This is a genomic window from Candidatus Nealsonbacteria bacterium DGGOD1a (assembly GCA_022530585.1).
In the GTDB taxonomy this organism is placed as follows: domain Bacteria; phylum Patescibacteriota; class Minisyncoccia; order Minisyncoccales; family UBA5738; genus UBA5738.
This window is the reverse complement of the sequence record CP092821.1, coordinates 121,773-142,610: the sequence shown is the minus strand read 5'-3', so window position 1 is coordinate 142,610 and position 20,838 is coordinate 121,773. Positions and strand designations below refer to the sequence as shown.

The 20,838-nt window shown below is 45.5% G+C and carries 21 protein-coding genes and 2 tRNA genes; 3 read left to right on the top strand and 20 right to left on the bottom strand.

The window, feature by feature from the left end; translation table 11 throughout:
* Positions 1-23: 23 nt before the first annotated feature.
* Entirely contained in the window at positions 24-644 is a 621-nt protein-coding gene (locus L7H18_00750) for a hypothetical protein (GenBank protein UMX48058.1), read from the bottom strand.
* Between the two features lie 297 nt (positions 645-941).
* Here L7H18_00750 and L7H18_00745 point away from each other — a divergent pair, with 297 nt between their 5' ends.
* Positions 942-3,722, top strand: coding sequence for an ADP-ribosylglycohydrolase family protein (locus L7H18_00745; protein UMX48057.1), 2,781 nt, complete (start codon positions 942-944; stop codon positions 3,720-3,722).
* A gap of 228 nt (positions 3,723-3,950) precedes the next feature.
* Here L7H18_00745 and L7H18_00740 read toward each other — a convergent pair whose 3' ends face one another.
* The 4 genes from L7H18_00740 to L7H18_00725 form a co-directional block, all read right to left on the bottom strand.
* A complete protein-coding gene (locus tag L7H18_00740; GenBank protein UMX48056.1) occupies positions 3,951-4,781 on the bottom strand; it encodes a hypothetical protein in 831 nt (276 codons plus the stop codon).
* Positions 4,782-4,995: 214 nt separating this feature from the next.
* On the bottom strand, positions 4,996-6,777 hold the full coding sequence (locus tag L7H18_00735) for a GspE/PulE family protein (GenBank protein UMX48055.1): 1,782 nt from the start codon (positions 6,775-6,777) through the stop codon (positions 4,996-4,998).
* A 9-nt stretch (positions 6,778-6,786) separates the two neighbouring features.
* Positions 6,787-7,167, bottom strand: coding sequence for a response regulator (locus L7H18_00730; protein UMX48054.1), 381 nt, complete (start codon positions 7,165-7,167; stop codon positions 6,787-6,789).
* A gap of 156 nt (positions 7,168-7,323) precedes the next feature.
* The gene (locus tag L7H18_00725) at positions 7,324-8,322 is read right to left on the bottom strand and encodes a HAMP domain-containing histidine kinase (protein UMX48053.1); all 999 of its coding nucleotides are present in this window, start codon (positions 8,320-8,322) and stop codon (positions 7,324-7,326) included.
* 147 nt (positions 8,323-8,469) lie between these two features.
* Between L7H18_00725 and L7H18_00720 the strand changes: the two genes are divergently transcribed.
* Positions 8,470-8,540: transfer RNA gene (locus L7H18_00720), tRNA-Pro, on the top strand.
* Positions 8,541-8,624: 84 nt separating this feature from the next.
* Positions 8,625-8,695 (top strand) — tRNA-Gly (locus L7H18_00715).
* Positions 8,696-8,755: 60 nt separating this feature from the next.
* On the opposite strand, the gene ligA is transcribed toward L7H18_00715, so the two are convergent.
* The 15 genes from ligA to rny all read right to left on the bottom strand — a co-directional run bounded on the left by ligA (position 8,756) and on the right by rny (position 20,718).
* A complete protein-coding gene (ligA, locus tag L7H18_00710; protein ID UMX48052.1) occupies positions 8,756-10,816 on the bottom strand; it encodes an NAD-dependent DNA ligase LigA in 2,061 nt (686 codons plus the stop codon).
* Between the two features lie 77 nt (positions 10,817-10,893).
* Positions 10,894-11,337: a hypothetical protein gene (locus tag L7H18_00705; GenBank protein UMX48051.1), complete on the bottom strand. Its 444-nt coding sequence runs from the start codon at positions 11,335-11,337 to the stop codon at positions 10,894-10,896.
* Positions 11,338-11,411: 74 nt separating this feature from the next.
* Positions 11,412-12,071 carry a prepilin-type N-terminal cleavage/methylation domain-containing protein gene (locus L7H18_00700; GenBank protein UMX48050.1) on the bottom strand — a complete coding sequence of 220 codons (660 nt, stop codon included), beginning with the start codon at positions 12,069-12,071 and terminating at the stop codon, positions 11,412-11,414.
* A 257-nt stretch (positions 12,072-12,328) separates the two neighbouring features.
* Positions 12,329-12,844, bottom strand: a complete 516-nt coding sequence (locus L7H18_00695; protein UMX48049.1) for a hypothetical protein — start codon at positions 12,842-12,844, stop codon at positions 12,329-12,331.
* A 43-nt stretch (positions 12,845-12,887) separates the two neighbouring features.
* Positions 12,888-13,325: a hypothetical protein gene (locus L7H18_00690; GenBank protein UMX48048.1), complete on the bottom strand. Its 438-nt coding sequence runs from the start codon at positions 13,323-13,325 to the stop codon at positions 12,888-12,890.
* 13 nt (positions 13,326-13,338) lie between these two features.
* On the bottom strand, positions 13,339-13,524 hold the full coding sequence (locus L7H18_00685) for a hypothetical protein (GenBank protein UMX48047.1): 186 nt from the start codon (positions 13,522-13,524) through the stop codon (positions 13,339-13,341).
* Between the two features lies 1 nt (position 13,525).
* A complete protein-coding gene (locus L7H18_00680) occupies positions 13,526-13,819 on the bottom strand; it encodes a hypothetical protein (protein UMX48046.1) in 294 nt (97 codons plus the stop codon).
* Positions 13,820-13,841: 22 nt separating this feature from the next.
* Complete coding sequence (locus L7H18_00675; GenBank protein UMX48045.1) at positions 13,842-14,021, bottom strand: hypothetical protein; 180 nt, start codon at positions 14,019-14,021, stop codon at positions 13,842-13,844.
* Position 14,022: 1 nt separating this feature from the next.
* A complete protein-coding gene (locus L7H18_00670) occupies positions 14,023-14,313 on the bottom strand; it encodes a hypothetical protein (GenBank protein UMX48044.1) in 291 nt (96 codons plus the stop codon).
* A gap of 10 nt (positions 14,314-14,323) precedes the next feature.
* On the bottom strand, positions 14,324-17,170 hold the full coding sequence (locus L7H18_00665) for a hypothetical protein (protein UMX48043.1): 2,847 nt from the start codon (positions 17,168-17,170) through the stop codon (positions 14,324-14,326).
* 8 nt (positions 17,171-17,178) lie between these two features.
* On the bottom strand, positions 17,179-17,535 hold the full coding sequence (locus tag L7H18_00660) for a hypothetical protein (protein UMX48042.1): 357 nt from the start codon (positions 17,533-17,535) through the stop codon (positions 17,179-17,181).
* Positions 17,536-17,541: 6 nt separating this feature from the next.
* Complete coding sequence (locus L7H18_00655; GenBank protein ID UMX48041.1) at positions 17,542-17,706, bottom strand: hypothetical protein; 165 nt, start codon at positions 17,704-17,706, stop codon at positions 17,542-17,544.
* A 314-nt stretch (positions 17,707-18,020) separates the two neighbouring features.
* A complete protein-coding gene (locus L7H18_00650) occupies positions 18,021-18,842 on the bottom strand; it encodes a hypothetical protein (protein ID UMX48040.1) in 822 nt (273 codons plus the stop codon).
* Positions 18,843-18,864: 22 nt separating this feature from the next.
* The gene (locus L7H18_00645; GenBank protein ID UMX48039.1) at positions 18,865-19,074 is read right to left on the bottom strand and encodes a hypothetical protein; all 210 of its coding nucleotides are present in this window, start codon (positions 19,072-19,074) and stop codon (positions 18,865-18,867) included.
* Positions 19,075-19,191: 117 nt separating this feature from the next.
* Positions 19,192-20,718, bottom strand: coding sequence for a ribonuclease Y (rny, locus tag L7H18_00640; GenBank protein ID UMX48038.1), 1,527 nt, complete (start codon positions 20,716-20,718; stop codon positions 19,192-19,194).
* Positions 20,719-20,838: the final 120 nt, after the last annotated feature.

Genomic DNA, 20,838 nt, shown 5'->3' with positions numbered 1-20,838 from the left:
AACTGTATTTTGCTCCAACATTTCTAATCGCTGGTTTTAACCCATGTCCCGTTATCGCAAGCATATATTCCCGATCCCGCGGTAAAATTACTAAGCGGAGCTCCCCCATCCGGACTGCAATCATCGGTATCATTGTATTGAGAGCTATCTTCTATGAACACCTCATAACCGTTTCCGGCGCATAATCTTCTGGAAGCTTTGCTCCAAAAGAAATATTCAAGACCGCCCAAACCTATAACGCAACTGTTCGCCGGACACCAATAATAATTATAGGAACAATAAAAAAATGTGCAATCATCTTTACACCGATATTTATCATAACCGGCTACCAAGACATCGCTTATCGGTACAAGTTTGCAACTACCGCCACTACCACCGAATGTGGCGCATTCTTCCCATGTGGCGCAACATTCCCCGGCCAAGCAAAAGCGGCCGGACGCGCTGTCGCTGGCAACATTAATATTATGGCCCAAACTTAAATCGCCGGCTTTGGTTTGCGCCGCGCTTGAAGTGTTGATCGGCGCGGCGACATTGTCGGCGGGCGGAGTGCCATCGGGACTTTTCCAAGCCGCAACCGCAAAGCACATCGCCAGAGACACCGCCAGCGCGCAAACAATTGCGGACAAACGATAATTTTTCTTCATTATTTTAATGTGGCGGAAACAAGGTAAAATTATTTCCAAAACAATATCGCCCGCTCTCCGCCACCCAACTTTTAGAAAGTCAAATCTCTGTTTTCATTATAACAAAAATAAACAGAAACGCGCAAATCGCACACTACGCAAAGTGCATACCTTTGAATTACGAAATGCCAAAAATGTGGAAAAAAATGTGGAAATGATGTAAAATAAAGTATGTTAGTAGCGGCCAACCGACTGCCGCCAGCATTACTCATTTTGCGCCATTTTTGGCATTTCGTAATTCAGATAATTTTTTAAAATATGTTTTTAAAAACCAACGGTTATACGCTCGCCTTTTCTATATTGAGCGCGATGTTTTTGTTTTTCTGTTACGGCAATCAAAATGATTCTGTTTGTTTCGCCGGTAGCGTCTTTTTAAGTGAATCTGCGATAATTGATAAAGTCAAAGGAGGTTGGGTTGGGCAAATGGCTGGTGTGGCATGGGGCGCACCTACGGAATTCCAAGGGAAGGGCAGAGTGCTGGCGGAATACGAGATTCCCGCTTGGTTGCCGGAAATGGTAAACAATGGGTTCAATCAAGACGATATTTATGTTGAAATCCCCTTTTTGGAGGCGATGAAAAAATATGGCGTTAATGCCACATGGAGCGATTTTGGGAATGAGTTTTTGAATACTTCATTTGGATTGTGCCATGCCAATTATTTTTCACGCGCCAATTTGCAAAAAGGGATAATTGTTCCTGACAATGCGCATTATAGCAATACGCCTCACTCCGATGATATTGATTGGCAAATTGAAGCGGATTTTGCCGGTATGATTAATCCCGGACAGATTAATTCCGCAATTGAGCTTGCTTGGAGGGCGGGGCATATGATTAATTATGGAGACGGCGTGTATGGAGGTGTTTTTGTTGCCGCGATGCACGCAAAAGCATTTACGGCCAATAATGTAAATGAGATTATTGAAGCGGGGCGACAGGCAGTGCCGGTTGGCAGTAAATTTAGGCAGGTGATTGAAGATGTTATTGCATGGAATAATGCGGGCAAGACATGGGAAGAAAATTGGAGATTACTTGAAAGTAAATGGGGACAAGACGATCGTTGCCCGCAAGGCATCAGTAATGTGTTTAATATTGATGCCAAATTGAATGCCGCATATGTCTTAATCGGCTTGCTATATGGCGATGGCGATTTTGAGCAGTCAATGCGTATTTCTATGCGTTGCGGACAAGATAGCGATTGCAATCCGTCAACTGTCGGTAGTATAATGGGTAATTTTTTGGGCTATTCAGCGATTCCGGATAAATGGAAATCCGCGCTCAATGTTATGGGGAATAAGTTTGCGAATACAAGCTATACATTCAATGATGCAATTAATGTTAATCTGGAGCTTGCACGCAAATCTTTGGCGACAACCGGCGGCACAATCAGCGGCGGTGTTTGGTATCTTCCAAATCAAAGTGTTATCGTGCCTCCGATTCTTGAACAATGGCCTCTAATTACAAATTCGAAGCCTAGTTTGACCGTTAACGCGACCGATCTTGGGAACAGAACATTTACTTTCAATGCGCAAGCCGCCGACAGCGATGGAATAAAAAGCTATCAATGGTTTTTTGGCGATACCTTTTATGCGAATGGAGCCAATGTTAATCATCAATATGCTCAAAACGGTGCTTATGAAGCGGTTTGTTATGTGACCGATATGCAGGGGAATACGACATGGGAAAAAATACCGATTAGCGTTGGTGGCACTCCTGTTAATATTGCTTCTCAAGGGAATATTATTGCTAGCGTTTTCAGTCCCTTGGGCGGAGGCAATAAAAATATTGAAACCATTCGTGACGGGATTAAGCCTTCTCCTTTGACTGCGACCGTGTCGCAAGCTTGCTATAATGATTCGTATTGTCCGGGATATTGCTTTTCGGATGCCATTGAACTTCAATATGATTCTTTTGTCGGTAATGGAGCTATTCATGAAGAGCATTACGGATATACTTTTAACAAAAATAAAAAATTTTCCAAGATTATTTTTACCGAAGGAAAACATTTTTGGGATGGCGGATGGTTTGCAAACGGAAGCTTGCGAGTTCAAGTGTTGCAAAACGGCGCGTGGATTGATGCGCAAGCAACGCTGTTTCCCTCGTATCCAAACACGAATAATCAGAACCTATTTGGACCGAATTTTGAATCTTATACTTTTAATTTAAACAATATCGTTGGCAACGGCATTCGTATTGTTGGCGATGCGGGCGGGAGCGCTCATTTTGTGAGTATTGGCGAACTTGAAGTATGGGGAGTTGACCATAAGGAAGCAGCTTGCGCGAATGAATGTTCCGCATTCGGAGCAATGCAATGTTTCGGAAGCGCGTATAAAATTTGCGATAACTATGATTTGGATTCTTGCCTAGAGTGGTCGGTGCCGGCGGATTGTCCGCCCGGACAGATATGCTCCAATAACCAATGTTCCACCGTTTGCGTTCCCAAAACTTGCGCGAGTTTGGGAAATTACAAATGCGGATTATGGAGCGATGGTTGCGGCAAAACGATAAATTGCGGCGTTTGTAAAACCGAAAAAACATGTTCTAACGGAAAATGCGTCGAAAATTGCGCGCCGCAAACAAACCAAAAATGCGAAGATGGTAATCTTTATTGGTATAATTCATGCGGTGTCAAAGAAAAATTGGCGGAAAATTGCGGTGTTGATACCACTACTGATAATTATCGTTGCCGCAATGAATGGACGCAAAAGCAAATTATAAAGAGATTCTGCATGAATGGCGCCTGTGCCAGCAATTTTTTATGGATTGACGATACGGACTGTTCGGCGGCCAAAAAAATTTGTTCCAACGGTAAATGTGTATTAAAAAATTTTGGGGAAATGGTGAATGACCAAAGTAACGAATTTGAAAAACCAACGGATGATATTTATGAACTGCAAAGACAAGAACAAATGCAAATGCAAAACCGGCAAATGGGGCGTGAGGAAATTTTGGCAAAGATCGCTCAAATTAGAGAACTCTTGATTCAACTGATAATTCAATTGATTGCCGAATTGCAAAAACAGCTGGCAATATTGCAATAAACTCAATGCTTTGGTAAAAATAGTCCCTAAAACAATTTATCAATCTTCAGCCACCCATCGACAGAAAATATCGCCGGAAGTTCTATCGCAATATGAAAAGCATACATTGTTTATGCATTTACCGCCGCTAACGCGCTCGCTGTAATCCACACATATAAAAACAAGGCCGGACTTTATACACTCATTTTTGGCATTTCATAATTCAGAATTGAATTATAAATGCTTTAATTAAAAGCAGAGAATTACATCATTAAATCCTCCTCCTTCCCCAATAACGCATTGATCCAGCCCTCCGCCCGGAATAATCTCCAAACAATCAAGCTCGCTGCAATATGGCCAGCAAGTATTCACATGACATATCCCCGACGAGCAATCGCCGCAGTAATTATCGCCGCACCCGAAAGGCGCAGATATCCAGCCGCAAGTCGCTTCTTGATTAGCGCAAGCTTGTGCGCAATCAAAACAATCACCACCAATACATGTCAATCCGCCGGAGCACGAACCGCATTCGCCGCCGCACCCGTCGTCGCCGCATTCCTTGCCGTCGCAATCCGGCGCGCAAGGGGCGCTCCCGCAAGACCCGTCCGTCGCGCAACGGGTTTCGGAATCACATCCCGAAGGACTGCATGTCCTGGTTTGGTACATTCGGTCCGCGTTGCATCCTCCTGCGCCGCAACCCGCATTTATCCAAGAATCGCAACCGCAACCGCCGCTTCCGCCAAAACATTCTTCCCATGTGGCGCAACATTCCCCCGCCAGGCAAAAGCGGCCGGACGCGCTGTCGCTGGTAACATTAATATTATGGCCCAAACTTAAATCGCCGGCTTTGGTTTGCGCCGCGCTTGAAGTGTTGATCGGCGCGGCGACATTGTCGGCGGGCGGAGTGCCATCGGGGCTGTTCCACGCCGCAACCGCAAAGCACATCGCCAGAGACACCGCCAGCGCGCAAACAATTGCGGACAAACGATAATTTTTCTTCATTATTTTAATGTGGCGGAAACAAGGTAAAATTATTTCCAAAACAATATCGCCCGCTCTCCGCCGCAATACAACTTTCAAAAAACCAAATCTCTGTTTATATTATAACAAAGGTAAACAGAAATATGCAAATCAAATGCCAGTAACCGCTCGCCGGGAGGTTAAAAATAGCGGATTTGGAGGTCAATCCTCGGCTTGCGAGAGGTTTGACCTCCAAATTCGCGCCATCCCTTACCGCAAATTCGTTGACCTCAACAAATTTGCTCCCCAGTGAACAGTTACAAATGCCATCGCATTATTCGGTAATCACGCGCAAAACTTCTTCAATGGAAGTTTTGCCTTGCGCGGCTTTGATAAAACCATCTTCAAACATCGTCACCATTCCCTCTTTCACCGCCTGCGCCTGCACCGCGTCCGCGGTTGAATTTTTCACGATCAAATCCTTGATTTTCGGCGACACGGATAAAACTTCGTGGATACCAACCCGTCCTTTATACCCGTCGGGGCAATCCTTGACGGATTTAGGCCGCCAAAAAGGAATGTTTTTCCAGGTTGCTTTGGCCGGAACAATTTTTTCGTCCTTCAACATCGCCAAAATCCGGCTAATATCGCAGTAGTGTTTCAAATGTTCGACATCGGCTTCTTTCAAGCGATACTCTTCCCGCGAATCGCCCAAGCACCGTATCAAGCGTTGGGCGATGATCACATCGATCGTGGACGAAATTAAAAACGGCTCGGCTTTCATATCGATCAAACGCGGGATGGCGCCGGCGGCCGTATTGGTGTGCAAAGTGGACAACACCAAATGGCCGGTCAACGCCGCGTTAATCGCCAGCGCCGCGGTTTCGTTGTCGCGAATTTCTCCCACCATAATAATGTTCGGGTCTTGGCGTAAAAGAGTGCGCAAACCCGACGCGAAAGTCAATCCGATCTTGGCGTTCACTTGCGTTTGGTTCACCCGCGGCATTTGATATTCAATCGGGTCTTCAATGGTGGAAATGTTCACTCCCGGCTCGTTTAAGACATCCATCATCGAATAAAGCGTCGTGGTTTTGCCCGATCCGGTCGGACCGGTCATCAGAATCATTCCCATTGTTTTCTGAAGCGAATTCTTAATCTTTTCCAAGCCCCGGCCCCGAAAACCGAGTTGCTCCAACGGAAACGCCTTGGTACCTTCGGAGAGCAGCCTCATTACGATCTTTTCCCCGTAAAAAACCGGTAAAGTTGAAACGCGCAAAGAATATTTCCATTGGTCGCTTTCCACTTTGAAACGGCCATCCTGCGGCAGGCGGCATTCGTCAAGCTTCAAATTGGACAGGACTTTAATGCGCGCCACGATCCCGGCGGTCGAATTTTTCGGCAAGGTCATCGCGTCGCGCAAGATTCCGTCAACGCGATAGCGCACGATTACTTCTTTCTCCGTTGGTTCGATATGAATATCCGAAGCCCGTTCCAATATCGCGTGTTTGACCAGCGTATCGACGATTCTGATCACCGGCAAATCTTGAGCGGCTTTCTTCAATTCATTGCCGTCGCCGCCAAGCTCGCGGCCGGCCCCTTCATCCATCATTTTAAACTCGCCGGGTTCGTCGTTTCCCCCGACTTCGCCGGGTTCACCCACCAAATCGCCCACTTCGGCCGCCAATGTCCTTTGGTATTGCATTATCGCGCTCTTCATCCCCTGAAGATTGGTCAAGCGCGGCAAAACCGTCAGTCCGGTGGTTTTTTTAATCGATTCAATGATCCGCAAATCTTCGGGATCGATCATCGCCACCTCCAGCGAATCGGCAGTCCTGCGGAACGCCGCCACATTGTTCGCCCGCGCGATCGGTTCCGGAATAAGAGTCAAAACTTCAAAAGGAATAATATCTTTCTCCAAATTGACATAAGGAATACCCAAAATGTAGGCCTTCAACTTCAAAAGCTGTTCGGCGTCAATCAAATTCCGCTCAATCAAAACATCCTCCGTCCGCTTGTTTTTCGCGGCGGCTTCTTGGGCGCAATCATCAAATTGCTCAACGGTCACCAAGTTGGCGTCAAGCATAAACGCTTTAAGCTGCTGTGGTTCGACTTTCATAAAACAAATTTAATTTTGCGCGCCGCCGAGCGTTTTATCGACCACCGCCAGAATGTCTTTCAATCCCTGATCGCTTTTCACCAGATAAGTCGTCACTCCCAATTCCATAACCTTGCCGATATCGCTCATCTGCGAAAGGTTGGTCAGCACGATCACCGGAATCGATTTGGTTTCCTCGTCGCTTTTAAGTTCTTTTAAAACCTCAAAACCGTTTTTTTTGGGCAAAACAATATCCAAAAGAATCAAATCCGGCTTACGGATCCGCGCCATATTTACGCCCAATTCGCCATCCAGCGCCGAAATAACATCATAACCTTTGGCGCCCAAAAATTCACTCACGGTTTTTTGCATTACCGATTCGTCTTCAACGAATAATATTGTTTTATTCATAATCGTAAGAATTATATTGCTTTGGATTGCGAAACCATTAAATACGAATGCTTTGAAGGGGTCTAACCCTTGCGATTATCCCTCGGGAATACTCGGGACGGGCAGCAAGGGATAGACCCCAAATGCAAAGCGTTTCGTAATTCAAGATATATTGTTTTATTGCCTGGAATTTTTCTTTTCCGCCACCGGCAGTTTAAACCAAAAAGTGGCGCCCAACCCTTCGCGGCTGGAAAACCCCATCTTGCCGCCCGATCTTTCGATAATGCTCTTGGAAATATAAAGTCCCAAGCCCGAACCGCTGGTTTGATAGCGCCGCACATTCTCCGCGCGGAAAAACTTTTGGAAAATATATTTTTGATCGTCTTTGGGAATGCCAATGCCGCTGTCTTGCACTTCGCAATAAATATAGTCTCCCTTGCGGAAGAGTTTGATTTCCACTTTTCTTTCGCCGTCGGATTTTTCGGAAGAAAAACCCATATAGCGCACGGCATTATACAGCAAATTTTCCAGAACCTGCAGAATTTGAAACGGATCGCTGTAAATTTTCGGCAATCCGGGTTCGGCGTTCATCCCGATTTTAATGTTTGATGATTTGGCGATTGGTTCAAATTCCGCGATCAGATCGCGCGCCACATTCTCCATTGAAAATTCTTCCCTTTTTAAAACAAACGCGGCCGCCTCGATTCGCGACACCGTCAAAAGATCGTTGACGAGCGTTTGCATCCTTTCCAAATTTTCCTTCAGTATCCGGAAATATTCTTCTTGTTTGCCTTCGATTTTTCCCAATATCCCCGACATTAATATCTCGACAATCCATTTTAAATTGGTAAGCGGCGAGCGTATCTGATGCGACACGATACTGACAAATTCGGTCTTCAAACGGCTGGCCTCGGCCAACTGCTCAAAACTGCGCACGATAATAAAAGAAATCACCAGCATCACCGTGGCCAGACCGATAACAATCAAAGCGATCATTTCCGGATCGATCTGGCCATAGCGTATGCCGACAAGATAAGTGGCAACCACGGCAATAACAATCACGCCGCCCATCACCAAAAAAAGAAATTGCGGACATTGCCTTAACGGAACATTGTATTTCCCGCACTGGCCAATAATATCCAATTGGCCGATAGCCGCTTTAAGAATTTTATTCATTGTGAAATTGCGTTAGCGTCGTCTATGTTTTATTGTTTATTATAACGCGCCGTTGACGCAAAAACAATTACGATATAGGATAATGGAGAAAGAAGAAATATCGCCCAAAGGATGAAACGGGCTTGTCCGCCGTAGCTTCAGCGAAGGCGGGGCGTAGTGCAACGGCAGCATGAGTCCTTTGGGAGGATTTGGTCCCGGTTCGAATCCGGGCGCCCCGACAAAAAAATACAATCGCGAAGGTCGCCTTCGCGAACCTATCGGCGGGCTTCGCCTCGCCAAAGGTTCGCTTCGGCAAACCGAAGGCGGGCATAGTGTAGCAGCAGCACGAAACCCTTCCAAGGTTTCGGCGCGGGTGCAAATCCCGCTGCCCGCTCATTGAAAAAACGAATTTGAAACAAATTATGGCAATACGGCCGCAAAAGTCCGGCAACGGTCAACTTGTTATTTTTTTAAATTCTTTTTCGTCGATAATCTTCACTCCCAATTTTCGCGCTTTGGCGAATTTTGATCCGGGATTCTCGCCCGCGACCAGATAATCGGTGTTTTTTGACACCGTCTCCGCCGCCGCGCCACCCAATTCGCGCACAATGTCCTTGGCGTTCTGGCGGCTCATTGATTCAAGCGTGCCGGTAATCACAAAGCTCAAGCCTCGCAATCTGCCATCCGCCTTTTTGTACGGCTCGATTTTAATCCCGACATCAAAAAACTTATCGATCAATCTCAAATTTTCAGGCTTGGCAAACCACTCGCGAATTGATTCCGCCACCACCGGACCGATGTCCGCCACTGCCCGCAAATCCTCCAAAGAAGCGGTTCTAATTTTTTCAAAACTGCCAAAGCTGTCGCTTAAAGCGCGGCTGGTCTGCTCGCCCGCGTTGCGAATCCCCAAAGCGTAAACAAAACGCGGCAAAGTTATCCGCTTTTTTTGGTTTATCGCTTCCACCAGATTTTTAGCGGATTTTTCCGCGAACCGTTCCAAAGGAACAAGATCGCCTTCTTTAAGATTAAAAATATCGGCCGCGTCGCGAATCAAGCCCTCGTCAATCAAATGTTCGATAATCTTGGGACCCATGCCGTCGATATTGAAAGCCGCCCGGGAAACAAAATGATCCAAATTTCTTTTCTGAACGGCGAAACATTCAAGATTGGCGCACCGCCAAACCGCCTCGCTTTCTTTTTTCGCGACGCGTCCGCCGCAAATCGGACAGGTTTCGGGCATTCTAAATTCGCGCTCCCGGCCGGTCCGCAATTCGGGCAAAACTTTTAAAATATCCGGAATCACATCGCCGGCGCGGCCCACCACCACCGTGTCGCCGATCTTCAACCCGAGCCGGCGGATTTCATCCTCGTTGTGCAAAGTCGCCCGGGAAATCATCACTCCGCCCACGGCCACCGGACTCAAAACCGCCACCGGCGTCAGCGCGCCGGTCCGGCCCACCTGCACCAAAATATCTTCCACGATCGTTGTTGTTTGTTTCAACGGAAATTTATACGCGATCGCGCCCCGCGGCGCCTTGCCCGCCACGCCCAGTTTTTTAAAAATGGCATTATCGTTAATCGCCACCACGATACCGTCAATCTCATAGGGCAGATTTTTGCGATTTTTATACCAATATTCATGGAAAGCGAAAACATCGGCCAACGCCGGGCAATACTTGCTGAATTTATTGTTTGTTTTAAAACCGGCAATCTCCAAAAATTTATGCTCTTCCTCGTGGGTAATCTGTCCGTAATCGCTAACCAGCGCGTAACAATTCGAATCCAGATGGCGGGAAGCGGTAATCTTCGGATCAAGCTGGCGAATCGATCCGGCGGCCAGATTGCGGGGATTGGCAAATTGCGGCAAACCATTCTCCATTTGTTTTTTATTGATCCGGTCGAACTCGCGCGCGGTGATAACCACCTCGCCGCGCACAATCACTTCTTTCAATCCGTTGCCCGCGGCGGCGGCCATTTTTTTCAATCCGCTCGCGCGCAATCCGGCGACAATCTCATCGGCGGAACGCAAACGCAAGGGTATGGCTTCGATCGTTTTCAAATTTTGAGTGACATTCTCGCCGATACGGCCATCGCCGCGGGTGGCGCCGACTTTCAAACTGCCATTCTCATAAATCAGCTCTATCGCCAATCCGTCGAGTTTCGGCTCGCAAAAAAAATCGATTTTTTTGATTTCGGCGTCCGATAACAATCGCTTGGCGCGATCAAGCCAATCGTTTATATCCTGCGCGGAAAACGCGTCGTTAAATGAAATCATCGGCGATTTATGGCTGTATTTGGTAAACTTCGCCAGAGGCCGTCCGGCCACGCGCTGCGTCGGCGAATCCGGCGAAACAAGATCGGGCCAAAGCGCCTCCAAATCAAAAAGTTCCTTTTTCAAGGAATCAAGCGCCTCATCCGAAATTTCCGGCTTGTCAAGTATATGATACGCGTAGCGGTAATGATTGATAAGTCTGGCCAATTTCGCGATCCGTTCTTTAGCTTCTTGTTTAGACATGCAAAATAAATTTTATATTTTCCATTCGAGTCCGCGATCGGGGTATTAACCCCGCCATCAACCAAAAGAATCAAAATTTACATCTGGACTCTGATCGCCCGCTGGGTATTGCGATAGCTTCCCAGCGATCTGACGCACAAATACTCGTTGGCCGGACCGCATAATGACGCGTCGACGGTATAACTGGCGTCGCCCAACGCGATGTTCCGGGCGCAAATATATTTTGATGTTGCAGCGTCCCAAGGACAAGCCGACTGGTAATTCGTCGTGTCCAGATAACTACCCGATATCCACGAAGTAAGGGACCATTCAACTCCGGTTTCCGCCGCGGCAAAAGCCACTACCGAAGCTCCGGCCTCGTTCAAACTTTTTAACTGGTAAACCGACAGCAAGCTCACCCCCAAAGCAACCGCCAGGATTATCGTCAGAACCACCGCGGCCAGATAAATCGCGATTCCTCTTCTGCCGTTGCGGCGGTTGAATTCCAAAAATAAATTAATTTTTTTGCCAAAATTTAACATAATTTGGATCGGTAAATTTATATAATCCGCCGCCGGTAAACAAACCGAGGCCGCCCCGGCGAATTGTCGCGAATTTATTCATTGATATCAATATCGCGCTGCGACACCGTGATTTGATTTTCCAAAATCTCGTTTTCCTTGCTCTGCGCCTTGATATACACCGTAACCCGCGGCTGCAAAAAATCTTCCTGGGACCAGCCCGATCCCGCCGCGGAAAAAGACAACACCTTGACATCCGGCGAAGTCAGCGGCAAATTAAAAGACCATACCCCGGCATCGCGCCTTTCAAATAAAGTTTGGCCGCTCAAATAATATTCCACGCATTCAGTCCCGCCGTTCAATTTGGGATTCAGAAATTTGACGCCGGAAGCGGTTATTTCAAAATTTTTTCCCGGCGCCGACAAACAAGCCGAATCCGCGCTTTTTTTCGCCATTCTCAAGCCGCGGCTGATATGTTCCAAGTTGTAAGACATCTCGTTGATCAGCTGGGCGTGCGCCACCAAAGTTCTCTGGATACGCATTGAATGAAGAAATAATTCCATCACCACGCCCATAGACATGGAAAATATCGTGATCGCCACCAGCATCTCCACCAGCGTGAAACCGCGGGCGGCCGGCAATGAAAAATTTTCCGCGCGATTTTTAATTTTTTTTATAATACCCGTCATTATTCGATTATACACCAAAAAAAAGAGCCGCAACAGCCTAAGGCGGCTTTCCAAAATAACTTCCATATATTACCCGCAGATTTGTCCCAGATTTCAAATTTCCGACCGAGCAATATTTGAGGTGTGGCGATCGCTACATTGAAAATATTGCGACCGAGGAAATTTTAAATCTGGAACAAAGATGCGGGCATGGTATGGAAGTTATTTTGGAAAGCCGCCTAAAAGCGGGTTCACCCCCTCTCTTTGTAAAAAACTTAAAACATCATTTACTTTTTTGTTTTCGGAATAAAAACCAACAACTCCGACCAAAACAAATTTATTTCCTACCGCACCGGCTTGGGATCGCTCACGCCATTGGGATCGCAACTGTAGACCACGATATCGCCGCCCGCGCTTGACCAAAGCCAATAACGGCCGGCGGGCAAAGTTAATGCGGCGTAGCCTTTTTCCAAAGCAGTTACCTCTTGGTAAACATTACTTATCGTGCTTCTTTGCTTATCCCAAACCGGCAATTCAGTAGAAACCCCAACATAAATACCGGTTCCCCCTCTGTTCGGGAGCAAAATTCCGTGTTCATACCTTCGCGCAACAACATAAATTTCGCCGCCCGAAGTGGTAAATTCCGCGGTCAAACCGCCAATATGAGGATACCCCAACTCCACTTGGCTGGCCGGATTGCCGTCGCAGGGAAGCAGTTGCGTTGTCGGCGCCGGCGGGCCGGGCGGGAAAATCTTTGAAAGAATGAACGCGAACAGATAGTCCGCGGCGAAAAACCATATCAACGCCAGCAATCCCAGAATGGCCGCGGCTATTACAGTGGTTTTGATTTTTTTGTTCATTTGGTTTCCAATCTTAACTTGTTTTAATGCGCGCGAGACTGCCTCATCCGCCTTTCCGTTTCCTTTTGATTAGAATGTAAGCCAGTAGCAAGATATTGGTTGCGGGCCAAAGAATACCGCTGAACAATCCAAGCCTATAAGGAGGATTATCGAAGAAAACATATGCAAAAAACACATTCAGTGCCGTTGAACATAGGAATAATGCCAGAATTTTTCTTTTTACGAAAAGCATAATGTTGATTATCGGCCAGATGTAAACCGCAAAAAGTCCAAGCCACCACATGCCGAAAATCGATAATGTTCCCGCGCAACCGGCAGGCAACAACGCAAGATTGCCCAAAACCGAAAAAGTTTTGCCGGCCTTTATTCTATCCTTAGTTTTTATAAGAACAAAAATCGAAACCATTGCCGCGATCGCAAAAAGAAAAACCGTAAATTTAAAATCAGACTCCTTGTCGGGATAAAAACCCAATAAATTCATATATTTTAAATTGCTATGGTTTTATTTTAATGTATTTCAACGAATCCACCAACAAATTTACGATATCGATTTTGATCCCCTTGCCCGCCGATTTTTGAATCTCTTTTACCAGCGAATCAATTTGCTTGTTGATCGCGATTCGAGCGGTTTTTATCAAAGCCAATCTGGTTTTTGTTGGCAGAGAATTATTTTGTTTCAATTTATTTGTGTTTTTTGTTCTTTAAATAATCTCTAATCAAATCCAATAGCCAAGCAATATTGATTATCGGCCACGCAATCATCGCAACTATCTGCATCATATAGACAAAATCGCCATACCCGCCCAAAAGATATAAAAATGCAAAAATATTGGCCATCGCCGATAGCCACCAAAAAGCCCATGAAATTTTTTTCTTATACCAAAAAATTAAACCGCCGATTAAAGCAAAGAGAGAGATTAAAATATAAGTCGCTATACCTAAAATGCGGCCGATACCTTCATATATTCCCAGCATACTTTATTTATTATTGTTAATTTTATTTTATTTTAACATTCTCCAGCGAATCAATAAGCAGTTTTATAATTTTCGCGTCAATTCCCTTATCGCTCATTTTTATTTCTTTTACCAGCAAATCAATTTGCTTGTTGATCGCGATTCGAGCGGTTTTTATCAAAGCCAATCTGGTTTTTGTTGGCAGAGAATTATTTTGTTTCAATTTATTTGTGTTTTTTGTTCTTTAAATAATCTCTAATCAAATCCAATAGCCAAGCAATATTGATTATCGGCCACGCAATCATCGCAACTATCTGCATCATATAGACAAAATCGCCATACCCGCCCAAAAGATATAAAAATGCAAAAATATTGGCCATCGCCGACACCCACCAAAAAGCAAACAACCTCTTTCCAAATTTTAAAAAAATCAATACTCCGATAAGCGCTGTAGAAAAAAGAAACAAATAAGCCGCATTCGCCAATGCCCTGCCCAAACCAATATCATCCATCATTTTTTTATAATTATTTTATCTTAATATACCTCAAGTTATCAATAAGCAAAAATGCGGCATTCGCATCAATTATCTTAGCGGTTGTTTTCTTGATTCCTTTGATCATTATGTCAATATGCGAATTGATTGTTGATCTAATAATAGAAACCGCAAGAGCCTTGGCCTTGACTGAAAGTCTGGGGTTGTTCTTGGTTCGCTCCAAAAGGCGGAATTGCGTTTTCAATAATTGCGTTTGAACATTCAAAATGGATTTTTCAGCCTTGTTAACCAAACCCATAGCCGCGTAACGATTGATATTGGCGATGATCGAATCAATTGAAGCCGACACTTCAAATGTGGCTACGGTCGAAGTTGCATTGCCCGCCTCATCTTTTGCTTCAATTTTCAACGCGTGATCGCCTGTTTTTTGGAAAGCAAGATCAATAACATTGCCGGTTGTTGTGGCATTGTCCAAAAAAATACCGACTTCAATTGTATCCGTAGCGGTTTTATTGTCGCTTACCTGATAATTTATCGGCAAAATTTGGTTATTAAGATATGATTTACCATTCTCCGGCAAGTTTATTTTAATCACCGGCGCTAAAATATCGCTATTAACGATAACTTTTCCATCGCTCACTTCAATTTCCATTTGATCAACTTTCCCCAAGACCGCCATTCCTTGAATCGTGGTCGTTGCTTCTTGGGCTTGGCCATTTCCGTTATTTTGCGAAATCACCGTTGCTTCCACGGAATAATCGCCGGTGTTTGTGCCTTGTGTAATAATTTTATATTCGCCGCTCGGATTGGGAATGGCAATAAATTCCGCTTGCGCATCATAACCGGTATAATACGCCTCGGCAATTCTATCGGTTACCGGTAAATTGGAAATGTTTTTGCCAACCCATTTGCCATCAGCCGCAACCACCTGAATGTCCACTGGTGAAAAAACCTGTACCAGCATTAAATTCGGCATTTTCCATTCAACGCCAACCGCGGGCATACGATAACCAAGCAAAAATTCAATTATATCTTGGCGGCTATTGCTGATAGCGTGCATGTGCTCCGAATTCTCAACAAGAATTTCGTCTTGAGGAACATTGGCGCTCTGGCTTGATTCAATTGGCACGGTGCCGTCGCCAGCTCCTTTAATCATACCTCTTGAACCAGCCAAAATATCGTAATTTACCGGATAGCCATGCTCCCATTTGGGATATTGCTGGGTCGGCTCAATGAAAAATCCAGTAATTGTGCTATTGCTCTCGTTAAGATTGGCAATAATTTTATCATATTCTATCGCGTTGATTTTTTTAATTTTTTCAACTTGGTTTAAATTCTCCAAAAAATCATTTCGAGGATAGCCAACCGGATATTGACGCAACGCGCCCGTATCGGATTCGTATAAATAATCATAAATCGGCAATATCTGCGAAACCGAAGATATGCGAGCGCGCACATAAGGGAAAACATCGGGAAATCCATTTTCTTTGGCTTCGTGAATAAAAACATTTTTTTCGAAAAATTCAAATAATCCCGGCTTTAAATCTCCCGCTTCCCGTATTAAATAAACTTCGGGCGATCCATTGTTTGGCGTTGCTATAGTAATCAATTGATCAATATCGTTTTGATAATCAGCGGATTCAATATATTGCCGCGCCACCAGTCCACCCATGGAATGAGCAACAATATCTATCTTGGGATAATTATTATTTTCGATTTTTATTTCATTGATCTTATCGCGCAACAATCGCGCGCTGTCGATATTGCTTTGACGCCATTCATAGGGAAATTCAAATAAATCAACGCCATCAACATAACCGGCGGCTTTCAGTTGCGCGATCAAGTCGTCGAAAGAATGCAACACTGGATCAATTTCATATTTGCCATCCTTCATCCACGAACCAAGGATTCCCGGCACCACCACTACCGGGTCGCGGAAGCTTTCTTCCGCGACCCAGTTGGCGGAATCGACAACTCCCGTAACGCGCGATTGATTGGGTCCGTCGGAATCTCCCCACCAATTCCATTTGAAATCCGGCAAGACTGCGGCGGCGGGATCATTATTGGCAACATCAACGATATTGTTGAAAAACTTCGAACGATTGATTTTTATATTGCCGCCGTTCACGCGGTTTAATTCGATTCCCGCCGCGTTGCCGTTGATGTTACAGGCCTGCATCTCCAAGATTCCCGCGCCGGAAACCGAAACCGCGGTTTGCCGCGGCGGCAATCCGCCGTCAATCGCGCTCGTGGAAATCTCCGCGTTTCTGAAATCGGCCTTGCCCGATTCTCCCACGGTGATTATTCTTCCGGCGTATCCGTTCATACCATTGAAAACTATGGGATTCTTCACGGTTCCCTTGGCCAGCAAATCGCCGTTGACCAGAATCGAGCCATTGTTTTGAAAAGTTATTTTCACGCCCTTCTTGATCGTCAGCCGCGCGCCGGCGTTGATGACAACTTGTTTGTCAATTGACCTGCTCTCCGCCCACTCCTGCTCGCCGGTAATTATTTCCTGTTGAATCGCGGAACCGTCGTTTAACTGGACACCAGCCAATTCATTATTCCAGATTTCATCCGCATGACAAATCACCGCTTCGTTGGGCAAAGTAAAATTTGCGTCTGAAGAATCGATCATGCCATTAGGTACTGTTCCAAACTCATAGCTCCAAACCTCATCAGCGTGGCAAATCACCGCTTCATTGAATAAATTGAAATTTGCGCCTGAAGAATCGATGATAGATTGATCTATTCGACCGCTATCCGTTGACCATTCTTCGTCCGCATCGCTAATCCTTCCCTGATCAAACGCAAAAATTGGTTGGCAAACCAAACAAATCGATACCAAAAACAAAAAGATTCTCTGATTAAATTCCATGGGTATAATCAACCTATTTGGAGATTAAAACTCATCATAAACAAAGTGACAAACCCAACGCAAAAAATTAAAAGACTTAATAATAGGATTGCAATTATTTTAGCAACACTATTGCTAAATTTAGACTTTATTAAAATAACAAAAACAACCATTAAAGCTAAAAATTGAGTTACTATGACAAGTTTTAGACTTCCTGTATTATCTCCATTTGTCAAAAAATTATCACGAAATTCGTGGTAATAACTGCCAGGATTGCTGTCCCGGATAACACCATAATAAAAATTCGCTATCGGACTCCACAGCACTTCCGGCACCGCGAACATTGCCAGAAATACCGCAAACCAGATTTTTTGTTTCTTTGACATTTTTGGTTAATTTGTTTTATAGATCAGCGCGGTCGCTGCCGAAACATACCTTATGCCGCTGCCCCGCGCCAGCTCGATGCTGTTGTTCGCGTTCGAAGCGAACAAAGCGCCGGGATAGGTTCCGTATCCAAAAGAACCGGGGTTGCAAACGGCAACTTGTTCATTGTTCAAATTTGCGGATTAAAATTAAAAGAAAACAATAAAAGATAAAAAGTTAACAACAACAAAATCAAAAAAACAATTCTTATCGTGGCCCTTAAGAAAATATTTGGGGGGGTATAAAACAGAAAAGAAATAATGGTAGCGAATAAAATACCAACAAATTCGATACTAACTATTAAAGCATTCAACTTATTTGATTGAAGCGGCGGGAACAATGACATTTTAAACAAAAATGTATTCACCAATCCCCACAGCACTTCCGGCACCGCGAACATTGCCAGAAATACCGCAAACCAGATTTTTTGTTTCTTTGACATTTTTGGTTAATTTGTTTTATAGATCAGCGCGGTCGCTGCCGAAACATACCTTATGCCGCTGCCCCGCGCCAGCTCGATGCTGTTGTTCGCGTTCGAAGCGAACAAAGCGCCGGGATAGGTTCCGTATCCAAAAGAACCGGGGTTGCAAACGGCAACTTGTTCATTGTTCAAATTCAATACTGCGCGGGGACCGTTGTTCGGCACCCACTCCGAGGCATAACTCTTGATGGCATAGGTTGCTTGCAACAAAGTTCCGGGAACAAAAATGCTGATTGTTTTGGACAAATCGGAATTGGCGCCTTCGAGCGTATCGCTCAGGTTTTGCCGGGCAAAAGTCATTTTGTTGGCACCAGGATAGACAAAATCATAGTAGTTCACGGGCCCGGCCGCGGCCGCGCCGATTTTTTGGACCGCGTCGTCAACGGCAACCTTCAGAATCGTATTGCTCAACGGCTGGCCCGAATGCCAATTAACGATCCGGCTCGGCTCCTGGTCTTTCGGAAGATAGGCCACCAGCCAGCCGTTGGCGCCAAGATAAAGGCGGACATCAATCGTATTGTTGGTAATCTCAATATCGCTAACCGGATATTTTTTGACGCCAATCAGGTAAGCGCTTCCGGCATTTTCCACATAATCAAACAGGTTATTTTTCGCGTTCTCGAAATTATCCAAACTCAATTGGCCGAGTTTCACATAGGCAGCGATGCCGGCCTGATCGACCGGAAAGGTTGTGGTCGCGGTTTGGGCGTTTGAAACCTGCGGCATTGCGGCGAAAAAACCAAGAACTGCGGCCGTGGCAAATAACTGGTAAAAATTTTTCATTTTCATATTTTTTAATTTAATTTCTCGATCATTCATCAAGGAAGGGCGGACGGACGAGATCGATGGAACCGCTGTTTTTGTTTTCATTTTCAACGGATTCGGTTTTTGGCAACGGTTGAAATTGCGGTTTTTGATCATTCCCGCCAAGAAAACCGCCGGCATACTCCCAAAACCCGATTGCCGCCATAACCGCAAAAACAACGCCAATGACTATAATTATGATTTTATTTCCGCGCATATTGCAAATTACCGGCAAAATTATTTCATTTTATCAACCTCAATAAAAAAATTCAAGTTGCGCAGTTAATAAAAGGCGGCCTTGCGAGGCCGCCTTTTGGAATATCTTTCGGTTCGATTATTTGGCGTATTCGATAACGCGGGTTTCACGGATCACATTGACTTTAATTTCGCCCGGATAGCGCAATTCTTCTTCAATGCGCTTGGCGATATCCTTGGCCATTTTTTTGGCGCCCCAATCATCGACATCCTTGGGCCGGACAAACACTCTAATTTCGCGGCCGGCTTGCAGCGCCCAAGCTTTCTCCACGCCGCCAAACGAGGTGGCAATGCCTTCCAACTCCCCCAAACGCTTTAAATAATTTTCCACCGTATCTTTTCTCGCCCCCGGCCGCGCTCCCGAAATTTGATCGGCGGCCTGCACGATCACGCCTTCGATGCTTTCATAGGGAAAATCTTCATGGTGCGATCTCACCGACGAAATCACGGCCGGATCAACATTGAATTTTTCAAGAATTTTAACGCCGATCTCGACATGCGTCCCCTCAATCTGCTGGTCGACGGACTTGCCGATATCGTGCAACAATCCCGCCCGCTTGGCGATTTTCACATTGGCGCCCACTTCCGCGGCAATCGCCGCCGCCAAATGCGAAACTTCAACGGAATGAAGCAAAACATTCTGGCCGTAACTGGTCCGAAATTTCAATCTTCCCAGCAATTGCACCAGCCGCGGGTTAAGATCGGGAATGTTGACATCATAACAAGCCTGTTCGCCCGCTTCTTTGATTTGCGTGGTAATCTCTTCTTCGGCTATTTTAACGGTTTCTTCGATCCGCGCCGGCTGGATGCGCGAATCTTGGATCAATTTCTCCAACGCAATTTTGGCAATCTGCCGGCGCGTGGGGTCGAATCCCGAAATCACCACGGTTTCGGGTGTTTCATCGACAATTATTTCCACCCCGGTCAATCGTTCAAGAGTCCTGATATTGCGCCCCTCTTTGCCGATAATCCGGCCCTTAATGTCATCGTTGGGCAAACTCACCACCGAAGTGGTCACTTCCTGCGCCTGCGAAAGCGCGAATTTCTGTATCGCGCCCACCAGAATCTCCCGGGCGCGCTTCTTGAACGGCTCCATACCTTCGGTTTCAAGCTTGCGGGTTCTTTCCAACAAATCTTTGGCGTATTCTTTTTCCAAAGTATCCAAAAGCTCATTATGGGCGTCAACTTTCGTCAATCCGGCCGTGCGCTCAAGATTTTCCACCGCCTGCTTGTTTAATTCGTCAAGCGTTTCTTTTAACGATTTTAATTTTTTAACTTTTTCCTGGAATTCCTTTTCTTCAACTTCGAATTCGGCAATCTTCTGCTCCAACACGCTTTCCCGTTTCAAAATCGATGTCTCGGTCTTGCCGATTTCCCGCTGGCGCAAAATTATTTCCTGACGCGACGCTTCCAAAAGTTTTTGCGCCTTTGTTTGCGCTTCCTGATCAATTTTTTGCGCTTCAATTTTAGCCTTGGCCAATTTTCCGGCAATGTTTTTTTCGATGGTGCCGGCGCGTTTCTTGGCAAGCGCCTGGCGCGAATAATACCCGATGGTGGCGCCGGTTGCCAACACGAACACAAACTCAATTATCATAATTACATCCATATTCTTGCCGCCGCAAACCGACAACCGTTCTTTTTCAAATCAAAAACTGCCCGCGGACAATCTTTTGCGTTGTCGCGTATCGGTTCGCGAGGTATTTATAATCAGCTCAATGAAAACCGC

Coding starts and splice junctions, on each gene's coding strand:
- L7H18_00705 (UMX48051.1), bottom strand. CDS start 11,337: ATGTTAAATTTTGGCAAAAAAATTAATTTATTTTTGGAATTCAACCGC.
- L7H18_00660 (UMX48042.1), bottom strand. CDS start 17,535: ATGTCAAAGAAACAAAAAATCTGGTTTGCGGTATTTCTGGCAATGTTC.
- L7H18_00730 (UMX48054.1), bottom strand. CDS start 7,167: ATGAATAAAACAATATTATTCGTTGAAGACGAATCGGTAATGCAAAAA.
- L7H18_00750 (UMX48058.1), bottom strand. CDS start 644: ATGAAGAAAAATTATCGTTTGTCCGCAATTGTTTGCGCGCTGGCGGTG.
- L7H18_00700 (UMX48050.1), bottom strand. CDS start 12,071: ATGGAAGTTATTTTGGAAAGCCGCCTTAGGCTGTTGCGGCTCTTTTTT.
- L7H18_00680 (UMX48046.1), bottom strand. CDS start 13,819: ATGCTGGGAATATATGAAGGTATCGGCCGCATTTTAGGTATAGCGACT.
- ligA (UMX48052.1), bottom strand. CDS start 10,816: ATGTCTAAACAAGAAGCTAAAGAACGGATCGCGAAATTGGCCAGACTT.
- L7H18_00695 (UMX48049.1), bottom strand. CDS start 12,844: ATGAACAAAAAAATCAAAACCACTGTAATAGCCGCGGCCATTCTGGGA.
- L7H18_00650 (UMX48040.1), bottom strand. CDS start 18,842: ATGAAAATGAAAAATTTTTACCAGTTATTTGCCACGGCCGCAGTTCTT.
- L7H18_00690 (UMX48048.1), bottom strand. CDS start 13,325: ATGAATTTATTGGGTTTTTATCCCGACAAGGAGTCTGATTTTAAATTT.
- L7H18_00670 (UMX48044.1), bottom strand. CDS start 14,313: ATGATGGATGATATTGGTTTGGGCAGGGCATTGGCGAATGCGGCTTAT.
- L7H18_00745 (UMX48057.1), top strand. CDS start 942: ATGTTTTTAAAAACCAACGGTTATACGCTCGCCTTTTCTATATTGAGC.
- L7H18_00665 (UMX48043.1), bottom strand. CDS start 17,170: ATGGAATTTAATCAGAGAATCTTTTTGTTTTTGGTATCGATTTGTTTG.
- L7H18_00645 (UMX48039.1), bottom strand. CDS start 19,074: ATGCGCGGAAATAAAATCATAATTATAGTCATTGGCGTTGTTTTTGCG.
- L7H18_00725 (UMX48053.1), bottom strand. CDS start 8,322: ATGAATAAAATTCTTAAAGCGGCTATCGGCCAATTGGATATTATTGGC.
- rny (UMX48038.1), bottom strand. CDS start 20,718: ATGGATGTAATTATGATAATTGAGTTTGTGTTCGTGTTGGCAACCGGC.
- L7H18_00735 (UMX48055.1), bottom strand. CDS start 6,777: ATGAAAGTCGAACCACAGCAGCTTAAAGCGTTTATGCTTGACGCCAAC.